Source organism: Atopobium deltae (genome assembly GCF_001552785.1).
Lineage (GTDB): Bacteria > Actinomycetota > Coriobacteriia > Coriobacteriales > Atopobiaceae > Atopobium > Atopobium deltae.
Genome location: NZ_KQ959487.1, coordinates 19,905 through 30,659, shown reverse-complemented (window position 1 = coordinate 30,659; position 10,755 = coordinate 19,905). Strand labels below are relative to the sequence as shown.

General features: G+C 51.4%; 11 protein-coding genes. 5 read left to right on the top strand and 6 right to left on the bottom strand.

What is annotated here, in order from left to right; all coding sequences use genetic code 11:
- Positions 1–146 precede the first annotated feature (146 nt).
- A complete protein-coding gene (gene fba, locus HMPREF3192_RS01930) occupies positions 147–1,019 on the top strand; it encodes a class II fructose-1,6-bisphosphate aldolase (RefSeq protein ID WP_066304874.1) in 873 nt (290 codons plus the stop codon).
- Between the two features lie 278 nt (positions 1,020–1,297).
- Positions 1,298–2,422 carry a C40 family peptidase gene (locus HMPREF3192_RS01925; RefSeq protein WP_066304873.1) on the top strand — a complete coding sequence of 375 codons (1,125 nt, stop codon included), beginning with the start codon at positions 1,298–1,300 and terminating at the stop codon, positions 2,420–2,422.
- A gap of 149 nt (positions 2,423–2,571) precedes the next feature.
- On the opposite strand, the gene HMPREF3192_RS01920 is transcribed toward HMPREF3192_RS01925, so the two are convergent.
- From HMPREF3192_RS01920 to sufC, 6 genes are read right to left on the bottom strand one after another with little or no spacing between them, the layout of a single operon-like run.
- Positions 2,572–3,021, bottom strand: coding sequence for an RrF2 family transcriptional regulator (locus HMPREF3192_RS01920; protein ID WP_066305121.1), 450 nt, complete (start codon positions 3,019–3,021; stop codon positions 2,572–2,574).
- A gap of 5 nt (positions 3,022–3,026) precedes the next feature.
- On the bottom strand, positions 3,027–3,521 hold the full coding sequence (sufU, locus tag HMPREF3192_RS01915; protein WP_066305120.1) for a Fe-S cluster assembly sulfur transfer protein SufU: 495 nt from the start codon (positions 3,519–3,521) through the stop codon (positions 3,027–3,029).
- A gap of 40 nt (positions 3,522–3,561) precedes the next feature.
- Complete coding sequence (locus tag HMPREF3192_RS01910; protein ID WP_082715556.1) at positions 3,562–4,824, bottom strand: aminotransferase class V-fold PLP-dependent enzyme; 1,263 nt, start codon at positions 4,822–4,824, stop codon at positions 3,562–3,564.
- Between the two features lie 38 nt (positions 4,825–4,862).
- Entirely contained in the window at positions 4,863–6,125 is a 1,263-nt protein-coding gene (locus HMPREF3192_RS01905) for a SufB/SufD family protein (protein WP_066304870.1), read from the bottom strand.
- The gene (sufB, locus tag HMPREF3192_RS01900) at positions 6,125–7,528 is read right to left on the bottom strand and encodes a Fe-S cluster assembly protein SufB (protein WP_066304869.1); all 1,404 of its coding nucleotides are present in this window, start codon (positions 7,526–7,528) and stop codon (positions 6,125–6,127) included. Before sufB ends, HMPREF3192_RS01905 begins: the two co-directional genes overlap by 1 nt.
- Positions 7,528–8,310: a Fe-S cluster assembly ATPase SufC gene (sufC, locus tag HMPREF3192_RS01895; protein WP_066304868.1), complete on the bottom strand. Its 783-nt coding sequence runs from the start codon at positions 8,308–8,310 to the stop codon at positions 7,528–7,530. The genes sufB and sufC overlap by 1 nt, the downstream gene beginning before the upstream one ends.
- A 95-nt stretch (positions 8,311–8,405) precedes the next feature.
- Between sufC and HMPREF3192_RS07110 the strand changes: the two genes are divergently transcribed.
- The 3 genes from HMPREF3192_RS07110 to HMPREF3192_RS01885 all read left to right on the top strand — a co-directional run bounded on the left by HMPREF3192_RS07110 (position 8,406) and on the right by HMPREF3192_RS01885 (position 10,674).
- On the top strand, positions 8,406–8,774 hold the full coding sequence (locus tag HMPREF3192_RS07110; RefSeq protein WP_082715555.1) for a histidine phosphatase family protein: 369 nt from the start codon (positions 8,406–8,408) through the stop codon (positions 8,772–8,774).
- An 81-nt stretch (positions 8,775–8,855) separates the two neighbouring features.
- Positions 8,856–10,259 (top strand): asparagine--tRNA ligase, encoded by a 1,404-nt coding sequence (gene asnS / locus HMPREF3192_RS01890; protein WP_066304867.1) that lies wholly within the window; start codon positions 8,856–8,858, stop codon positions 10,257–10,259.
- Positions 10,260–10,461: 202 nt separating this feature from the next.
- A complete protein-coding gene (locus tag HMPREF3192_RS01885) occupies positions 10,462–10,674 on the top strand; it encodes a type II toxin-antitoxin system RelB/DinJ family antitoxin (RefSeq protein ID WP_066304866.1) in 213 nt (70 codons plus the stop codon).
- Positions 10,675–10,755 lie beyond the last annotated feature (81 nt).

Sequence of the window (10,755 nt, the reverse complement as noted above, 5' to 3'; positions counted from 1 at the left end):
TATAAGTCATTTCTATTTTTATGCTCAAAAACTGACGAGAAATGCGACAGAATTGCAATAGAATGTATATTTTTGCGTACTATTTCAACGCAACTACAGTACTATTTATACGAGTCGGTTTTTCTCTTATTTAGATGGAGGCTTTCATGCTTGTTAGTGCAAAAGCAATGCTTCAAAGTGCAGAGCGCGGTCACTATGGAATTGGTGCCTTTAACACCAATAACCTCGAGTGGGCGTCATCAATTTTGGATGCTGCAGAGCAAACGCAATCGCCGATGATTATTCAATGCACGGGTGGTGCAGCTAAGTGGCAGACAAGCTTCAAGCTTGTTTCGCTGATGGTTCATCAGCTTATGGAGGATAAGAACATCACAGTTCCCGTGGCACTGCACCTTGACCACGGCACCTACGAGCAGGCGCTTGAGTGCCTTAAGCTCGGTTTTACTTCCGTTATGTACGACGGTTCTCAGGAAAATAACTATGAGCTCAATTTGAAGCGAACCGAAGAGATTGTAAAGCTTGCGCACAAAAAGGGTATTTCGGTTGAGGCTGAGGTCGGTGGCATTGGCGGCACCGAGGATGGCGTAACCTCCGACGGTGAGCTTGCTGATCCAAAGCAGTGCAAGGAAATGGCCGAGATTGGTGTTGACTTCTTGGCTTGCGGCATTGGTAACATTCATGGTTTGTATCCAAAGGACTGGAAGAGCTTGTCCTTCGAGCAGCTGAGCGCTATTAAGGCCGAGGTTGGTCCTCTGCCTTTGGTTTTGCACGGCGGTACGGGTGTTCCTGTTGAGCAGGTACAAAAGGCCATCAAGATGGGTATCTCGAAGATTAACGTGAACACCGACTTGCAGGTTGCTTTTGCTGCTGCTGTTCGTAAGTACATCGAGGCAGGCCTTGATCAGCAGGGCAAGGGTTACGATCCTCGTAAACTGTTGAAGCCTGGTCGCGAGGCTATTGTGGCACGCACCAAGGAACTGATCGAGCAATTCGGTTCTGACGGCAAGGGCTGGAACTAGACGATCTTTTTGGTAGGCGCGTCCTACACGAGACATAGCCGATACAAAACGAAGACCTGCGACCGTAAGCTGCAGGTCTTCGTTGTTTAAAGTAACCCTGAAGCTCAAGTAAGTCTAGACCTAGCCTTGTGGGCGAACTTCATAATTTTGTTGCCATCTACCTGCGGATATGTACGCATCAAAAAAGAGTGGTAACGGAAGCTTGTGCTGGGTATGATGTATGTATTCTTTTGGCGATAGGCTCGCTGCATATCTGTACCCTAATAGGAAGGGCCATTATGACGCGAAAGATAGCTCAAAAAGTAGTAGCTGCAGTTTTGACGACGTCGTTGTCAGTTGCTACGGTTGGTTTGATTCTCCCTCCTTCTCCAGCACTGGCAGACCCAACTTCTGCGCAACTCAAGGCAAAATTAGATACCGCAAAGCAAGAGCTCAATCAGCTGTATGCAAAGGCTGAGCAAATTGGCGAGCGTCTTAACGAGACCGAGGTACAGCTCACCAATACCAAAAACGACATGGAGCAAACAAAAAAGGACATCGGCACCAAGAAACAAGAGCTTGCAAAAGCTCAAAAAGTGCTTTCGGGTCGTGTTGCCGCTAATTATAAGAGTGGCTCAACTTCCATACTCGAGATTATTTTGAGCTCCTCCAACTTTGAAGAGCTTGCAAACAACATCTACTATGCGCAAAAAGTCAGTAAATCTGACGAGAAGGCCATTCATGATGTCAAAAGCGCGCAGGCTGACTTAAATGCCAAGCATGCGCACCTCACCGAGAAAAAGCAACAGCAAGAGCAGCTCTTGGCGCAGCAAAAAGATCAGCAGGCCAAGCTTGCCGATGAATCCAAAAAAGCGGAAGATTACGTCAAGAATCTTGACCAGCAGGTTAAAGATAAGATGGAAGAGGAGCGTCGCGCTGCTGAGGCCGCCGCTCGCGCTCGTGCAGAAGCTGCACGTCGTGCGGCTGCGCGCAACAACGGTAATTACTATCGTCCCGGCAACAACGGCAACCACACACCCTCGCGTCCGTCTGATCCTGCGGTAAATCCGCCAGCGCCAGGTAAGACTCCTTCGAACTGGCGTAATGCCGTTATTGCGGAAGCCACCAGATGCATTGGTTTGCCCTACGTATGGGGTGCAGAGGGACCAGGTGCCTATGACTGTTCTGGTTTGACGCAGCATGTGTACCGTACCATCGGGGTAAACATTCCTCACAGTTCGTGGTCGCAGGCATCGTTCTGTACGAAGCCAGCATCGCAGGCTGTTCCTGGCGACATTTTGTGGCGCCCTGGTCATGTTGGTTTGTACATTGGCAATGGTGCGACGATTGAAGCCATGAATCCGTCGAGGGGAATTACCTATGGTTCGTTGAGCAGCTTCGTTCGCGCAGGTTCACCTATTTAAAGCTTGAGCTGTAGTTTATTACAAGGGATTATGAAAACAGACGTCTCGCAGAGCGTGGGGCGTCTGTTTTTTGATTTGTATCTGTATTGCTTTTCTCGCGTTACGCGAGATGCTCCTTGCAGGGTGACGCCTTGCATCATCACAGTGCTCTAAATTGACGCGAGCGCTTCAATATCAGCCTCAGGATTTTTGGAAACGATAAGATCACTCAAGTGCTTGCTATCCAAAAATTGGCTGGTAATCATACCTAATTCACGCCAAATCGGCAGCGTGGTGCAGGTCTTAATGTGAGAGCAGACCGTGCCCTTTTTACAATCAAGGCAGTTCACGGGAGCGAGGCTGCCACCTTCTGCCACGCGAAGAATTTCTCCTAAGGTGTAGTTGTGCGGATCGCGGTTGAGCTTATAGCCGCCGCCTTTGCCGCGCTGGCTCTCGACGAGATCACCTTTTACCAATACGGCAGTGACCTGCTCTAAGTACTTGCGAGAAATGCCCTGACGCTTGGATACGTCACCCAACGAAACCCAACCATCATGAGTAGCCAAGTCTGCCATAACACGCAGCGCATAGCGGCCTTTGGTCGAAAACATTCCGTGCATGTGCGTCATCTACCTGCGGGGCTGTTAGCAGCAGCCTCGTCGATCTTCTTAGCAGCGCTATTATCGGCAAGTTGTTGTTTGAGCATTTCATCGAGGGTTCGCCAGGCAAGTTCAGCACATTTCACACGTGCGGGCATGTACGAGATGCTCTGAAAGCAGCTGGCATCTTCGAGCTGCGACAAGGCAGCCGTGTCGGTTTCTTCGCCGCGAATCATACGCACGAACAGCGCACAGGCATCACGGGCCTCCGCAATGGTTTTTCCTTCCAGAACTTCGCTCATGATGTCCGCACTTGCTTGGCTAATTGCACAGCCCGAACCAGTCCAGCTTGTCTCATCGATGGTCTTATCGGCAGCTAGACGTACATGTAAGGTCAAATCATCGCCACAGGAAGGGTTAATGCCCTCGTGAGTGCAGGTCGCATCGTCGAGCACATAGTTGTAGTCGGGGTGCGTAACATGCTCCATGAGCGCTTCCGAATAAATATTGCCTTGGGGCATGGCGCCACCTTGGGACGACGCGCTACCGTGGGGCATGGCATTATGAAGCATTAAAAAGCGTCCTTACTTGTTGTAGCGCGGCGATAAGTTCGTCGATATCGTGTTTGTCATTGTAGAAAGCGATTGATGCGCGGCAGCAGCTATCAATACCAAGCCAGGTGAGTAGCGGCTGCGCGCAGTGATGACCAGCGCGAATGGCGACATTTGACATATCGAGTACCGATGACACGTCGTGAGGGTGCACGCCATGCACGTTAAAGGAGGCCACACCTACGTGACGGCTTGGCTCAGCGGGTCCGTACAGATCGATAAAATCAAGCGTCTGCAACTGCTCGCACAAATAGCTCGCCAACGCTTGTTCACGAGTTTCGAGCGTCTTGATGCCCACGCCTTCCAAATAGGTCAGCGCCGCATCAAAGGCATACATACCGGCGGCATCTTGGGTGCCAGCTTCAAATTTGTACGGCAGCGGCGCCCATTTGGCACCTGTCTCACTGACGGAATCGATCATCTCGCCGCCCGTTAAAAAGACGGGCATATCGTTGAGGATATCGAACTTACCCCACAGCACGCCAATGCCCATGGGACCGCCAAGTTTGTGTGCCGAGAAGGCCAACAAGTCGCAACCAAGATCCTGCACATCAACGGCCACATGCGGCACGCTTTGTGCACCGTCAACAATGGTGTAGGCGCCCATCTTGTGCGCGTGCTCGACAATATTTTTTGTGGGAGTTTGTACGCCCAAAACGTTGGATACCTGTGTGATCGAAACGATTTTTGCCTTGGGGCCAATTGCAGCCTTTATTTGCTCGTCGGTGATCGTACCGTCCTTATCAGGACGCAGGTAAATAAGTTCGGCGCCTTTGTGCGCGCATACTTGCTGCCACGGAATGATGTTGGAGTGGTGCTCCATGATGGAAACAACCACCTGGTCACCCGCTTCTACCACTTGTTCGCCCAGTGTTTTGGCCACCAAATTGAGGGATTCGGAGGCGTTACGCGTGAAGATAATTTCTTCGGGTCGCGCAGCTCCTATGTAGCGAGCGACGTGCTCGCGGGCCTTCTCGATAGCCTGTGTTGCTTGCACCGACAGACGATACAAGCCACGTAGGGGATTGGCGTTAAGCGTTTCGTAAAAACGTTTCTGAGCCTCAATGACAGCGGCAGGGCGCTGCTCGGTTGCGGCGCTGTCCAAAAATGCCAACTGCGGATTGTTCGCAAGAAGTGGAAAATCCTGCTTGTAGGGGTTGCGACTAATGTCTTCTGTAAGAAGCTCCATTAAAGATGTCGTGCTCTGAGTCATAAAAGTACCTTACGTGATTAGCTGCTCTTCGTAATGAGCTATTCGTCAGCGGTGTCCAGCAGTAGGTCATTGACGGCCTTCTCGCCAAAAACGCGGCGCGTGGTTGCCAATACTTGTTCCTGCGCAAGCTCGCGATTGGCATGCAGATATGCGTCGTCGCAGACCGCACGGGAGACAAGCTCAATAGCGTCAGCCTCGGTCAGGCCGCGCGTGGTGAGGTAGACAAGCTGTTCGGGCGAAATAGCACCAATAGTGGAGCCATGGTTGCCAGCAACGTCATCTTCGTTACACAACACGACGGGCATGCTGCGGTTAATCAGGTTTTTTCCTGCAAGAACAACGGTTTCGTCCTCGATGCCCGCGGCACCTTTAGCACCGTGGATCAAATCGATGGTATCGCGCAAGGTCTTCTCACCACCGTCTTGCAAAACGCCCGAGAAGCTCATGTCGCACTGCGAATTATGACCGCGCATGCGAGCAACATAGTTCATGTCGAGATGCTCCTTGTCGCCGACCAAATAGCGCGCTGTGAGCTCTGCTTGGGAGTGCGTGCCATACAAATCGGGAACGCAGCCAACGCAGGTCATGTCTCCCGATAACAAGTAGGTGTGCGCTTCAAGTTTAGCGCCATCCAGCAGCTTGATGCCTGTGTTGTGCAAATACGTGCGAGAAGTTCCTGTGATAAAGGCGCGAAGTGTTACTTTTGCGTCGGCGCCGATGATGAGGCGCAGGTTGTGACCTGCGGATTTTTTGCTGTCCAAAGTGGTGGACGCCCTCGTGGGCTCAGTCGCTTGGCCAGCCGTGGGCTCTACCGCAGCGTTTGTCAGTGCCTGGGCATTAAAGCCGACCGACTCGATGATGCATAGATCGAGAGTTGCGCTCTCGTCCACGTAAACGTTACTCGTCGCCACGAGATTCTCGTCATCAATGGCAAGGGTAAGCGTCTGTGTGGCACCCTTATCGATATGTATAAATTTGTATGCGTCTGCATGAGCGTCAATCCAGTTGCTGGTATCTTCGCCGCAGCCAAGCTCGACACCCTTAAATGCCTCGACCATACCGGGAGACATGTGTCCGTGTGCGCGAGCTTGCGCCAACACCGCGGGCGATGTCTCGGTGGTCGTGCCCGACGTAGCAGTCATTGCGTCCTCTGGCGCCTGTATCTGGATCGTCAAGCCGTTGATATTCAAATAGTTCCACGTTGGTGAAGGAGGAACATTGACGTCGTGAAGCGTGTGAACGCCACCGTCCACGTGGCTGGCGTCTGCTTTCACAAGACGCTGTTTGGAAGTTGCTTTCATTATCCAATAGCTCCTTCCATCTCGAGTTTAATGAGGTTATTCATCTCGACGGCATACTCCAAAGGAAGCTCCTTCGAAATGGGATTGGCAAAGCCGTTAACCACCATCGTGCGCGCTTCTTCCTCGCCAATGCCGCGGCTCATCAAGTACATGATAGTGTCATCCGAAATGCGTCCGATGGTCGCTTCGTGACCAACCGAGGCGCTTTCGCAACGGACATCCATCGCGGGGATGGTGTCGGACCTGCTGATGTCATCAAGCATCAGAGAGGCGCAGCTCACGGTAGCTTTTGCGCGCTCTGCTTTGGGTTTTACTTCAATGGAAGAGCGGAAGGTGTTAATGCCGCCACCCTTCGAAAGCGATTTGGTCGTCAGCGAGGCGTTGGTGTCAGATCCCGCCATAATGACCTTGCAGCCCGTGTCGAGATCCTGCGTCGCACCCGCAAAGGAAATACCTGTAAATTCGCAGGTTGAACGGTCACCCTTAAGAATCGTGGTCGGGTACAAAAAGCCGACGTGGCTTCCAAAACTACCCGAGATCCATTCCATATTGGCGTCTTCTTCAACCAGCGCGCGCTTGGTGTTGAGGTTGTACATGTTTTTGGACCAGTTTTCGATGGTCGAATAGCGCAGCGAGGCACCCTTACCAACAAAGAGCTCAACGGCACCAGCGTGCAGGTTTGCCACGTTATACTTCGGCGCGGAGCAGCCCTCAATGAAGTGGAGCTTTGCGCCTGGCTCAACAATAATAAGCGTGTGCTCAAATTGTCCCGCACCCGCTGCATTCAAGCGGAAGTAGCTCTGCAAAGGAAATTGCACTTCCACATTTTCGGGAACGTAGACAAACGACCCGCCCGACCAAACGGCAGCATGTAACGCTGCAAACTTGTGGTCGTTGGGGGGTATGAGGGACATAAATTTTTCACGGATAAGATCGGCGTACTCGCCATGCAACGCCTCTTCAATGCCCGAGTACACAACACCCATGCGAGCAGCGCTCGTTTGCATGTTGTGGTACACCAGCTCAGAGTCATATTGCGCACCAACGCCCGCAAGATACGAGCGCTCTGCCTGTGGAATACCTAGGCGCTCGAAGGTGTCACGCACCTCTTCTGGCACATCTTCCCAGGTCCTTGCCTGCTTTGTCTTTGGCGCCACGTAGGTTGAAATGTGATCCATATCCAAACCATCAATCGACGGACCCCAGTTAGTGGGCATATCCAGCTGGTGGTATAGCTCCAGTGACTTTAAGCGCAAGTCGAGCATCCACGCGGGTTCATTCTTCTTTTTTGAGATGGACTCAACAATTTCGGGCGTTAAGCCATCTTCGTAGCGCTCGTAGCCTTCCTCAGATTTCACAAAGTCATAAAGGCTACGATCGATGTCGTTAACCTGTTCTGCCATTATTTAGCTGCCTTCGTGTCGATACCGTGCTCCTCAAAATATTTCTCAAATTGCTCGAAGCCTTCATGATCGATCTTATCGATAAGACTTGCGTCGCCTTCAGCAACCATGTGACCGCGAATCATGACATGCGTGGTATCGACATCCAAGCGCTCCAGAATACGCGTGTTGTGCGTAATGACCAAAAGCGCACCATTGCACTGCTCGCGATAAGCCTCAATACCTCGCGAAACAACGCCCAGCGCGTCAACGTCAAGGCCTGAGTCAGTTTCGTCGAGAATAGCAAGCTTTGGTCTAAGCAACAAAAGCTGGAGCATTTCGACCTTTTTCTTTTCGCCACCCGAAAAACCAACGTTGAGCTCACGATCGAGGTAGGAAAGATCCATGTCGAGCTGCTTCGCAAGCTCAGCCACGCGTCCACGGAACTCTTTGGCTTTCATATGCAGCTCGGGGCGCTTATCGACAATCGTGCGCAAGTAGCTCTTCAGAGGAACACCTTCGATTTCGACGGGAGCCTGAAACGACAAGAACATACCCGCAAGCGAGCGCTTGTCTGTTGGCATCTCGGTGATGTCTTCGCCGTCAAATACGATGGAGCCGCCTTGCACTTCGTACACAGGATCGCCCATCAACACGTGACCAAGGGTTGATTTACCAGCGCCGTTATGACCCATCAACACATGGGTTTGTCCAGCGGATATATCAAGATCGATGTTATGCAGGATGGTCTTCTCCTCGGTGCCTGCATCGAGGTTTCTTACTTGTAATAAGGGCTGTGCCATACTAAACTCCTCACGCCCGCCGATTCGCACTTGCTCTAAGTACTTAGGTATTATAGAGAGCGAGTTGAGCCAGGCGGTGTAGATGAAAAAATTCTATAAAACCTAGTAATCTACTAGGATTATTATTCCTAAGTTCGAAGCTCTTATACAGTCGATATGCGTCTGTTGGTGATACGCTCGTTGCATTTGGTGGAGAGCGTGACCGCGACGCTCAACAGCGCATTTGCAGTTGCCTTACACAGATCATGCAAAAACCCGACCACCACACGGTGCTTGCCATCAGTCATGGCGCGATAAGCATGCTTTTTTATGAGTCGGCACAACATGCAGAAGCTGCGAATGTCTCACGCAACGAGTGGCCGTCAAATGCATCGATTATTCATTACGAGTACAATGGTGCTGTTTTTTGCGCGACGGAAATTCTCGAAGAAAACTTTGATGATATATACTATCTGCTACGTTAGGCGCTAGGACGCTGGCGCGCCCGCGGCTTAAGGACGCCTGCTACCTAAAGACGCCCATACGCTTAATGACAGGAGGCTTGCGTGGATCGTACAACTATTGCTTCGCTTTATAAAGACCCTCAGCACTACGGTGACCAACAGGTAGCGGTAGCAGGCTGGATTCGTTCGGTGCGTGACATGAAAAACTTTGGTTTTGTCATGCTCAATGACGGCAGCTGCTTCAAGGATCTGCAGGTTGTTATGAACCGCGATGCGCTTGCGTGCTATGACGATATTGTTGCGCAAAGCGTTGGTGCCGCCCTTATCATCACGGGTACGCTTGTGCTTACTCCCGAGCGCCCGCAGCCCTTTGAGCTGCAAGCAACCTCAATTGTGGTGGAAGGTGAGTCGTCACCCGACTATCCCATGCAAAAGAAACGAGCTTCTCGCGAATTCCTCCGTACGCAGCAGCACCTGCGCAGCCGCACGAACTTGTTCCGCGCCGTCTTTCGCGTGCGCTCGGTCGCTGCCTTTGCATTGCATGAGTTTTTCCAGCAGCGCGGGTTTGTTTATGTCAACACACCCATTATTACCGCCTCGGATGCCGAGGGCGCAGGCGAGATGTTTCGCGTCACCACGCTTGACCTGCAAGATCCGCCACGCCTGAAGGACGGAAGTATCGACTGGTCGCAGGACTTTTTTGGCAAGCCTACCAATCTGACTGTTTCGGGCCAGTTGCAGGCCGAAAACTTTGCGATGAGCTTTGGTGATGTGTACACCTTTGGTCCCACGTTTCGTGCCGAGAACTCCAACACGCGTCGCCACGCGGCGGAGTTTTGGATGCTTGAGCCCGAGATGGCCTTTGCCGACCTTGGCAATGTCATGGAGTGTTCGGAGGCCATGCTTAAATATACTATCGATCAGGTTATGAAAAAATGTCCTGACGAGCTTGCCATGCTTAACAGCTTTGTCGATAAGGGTCTCAAAGCGCGCCTCGAGCACGTGGTTGCTTCCGATTTTGCACGCGTGAGTTATACCGACGCCATCCAGATTTTGGAAGATGCTGTCAAGGCTGGCCACAGCTTTGAGTACCCCGTGAGTTGGGGCGTTGACCTGCAGACGGAGCACGAGCGTTACCTCTGCGAGCAGCATTTTGCGCGCCCAACCTTCGTGTACGATTATCCCGTCGAGATCAAAGCCTTTTACATGCGTCTCAACGACGATAAAAAAACGGTTGCTGCAACGGACTGCCTCGTCCCTGGCATCGGTGAAATCATTGGTGGTTCGCAGCGTGAAGAGCGCCTTGAGCTTCTCGAGAAGCGCATTAAAGAATTGAGCATGGATCCCGAGGAGTATCGCTACTACTGTGATCTGCGCCGTTACGGAACCTGCCGCCATGCTGGCTTTGGTCTTGGCTTCGAGCGCCTGGTCATGTATTTGACGGGTATCGATAACATTCGCGATGTCTTGCCGCATCCACGTACAGTGGGTAACGCCGACTTTTAAATGAGCGCTTGGTGTCTAGTTGACTGCAGACTGCCGAGAAAATCGTCCGCTCGCTGCTGTTTACCTGCCGATTATCCGCTCACCGAATCGTTATAAGAATTTGAAAAACACGGTTGGTCTTCTCGCCAGCCGTGTTATTATTTGTGTCTAGAGGGATACTTTAATCATACTAAGTAATACAAAAAACAAAGTAGAGACGCACATGCAAGAAAAAATGACACCTGTGGTAGCTAAAATTTTGCCTTCTGAAAAAGACAGATTTTTTGAAGCGACCGAACAAATTGGCACTACTCCCTCTAATGCAATTCGTATGTTTATCTCGGCTTTTAATAAAGCGGGGACCTTTCCTTTTGAAATTGGTGTATCCAGCCGCCAAGTTGTGGATAAGAACTGTCAGGCCAAGCGGTTACCATAGAGATAGCTTTTTGTAGAAGCGCTTGGAAGCGCGATGGTTGCGTGGGCGCTTTATGCGTGAGTGGTATCGTGAGTCTGACAG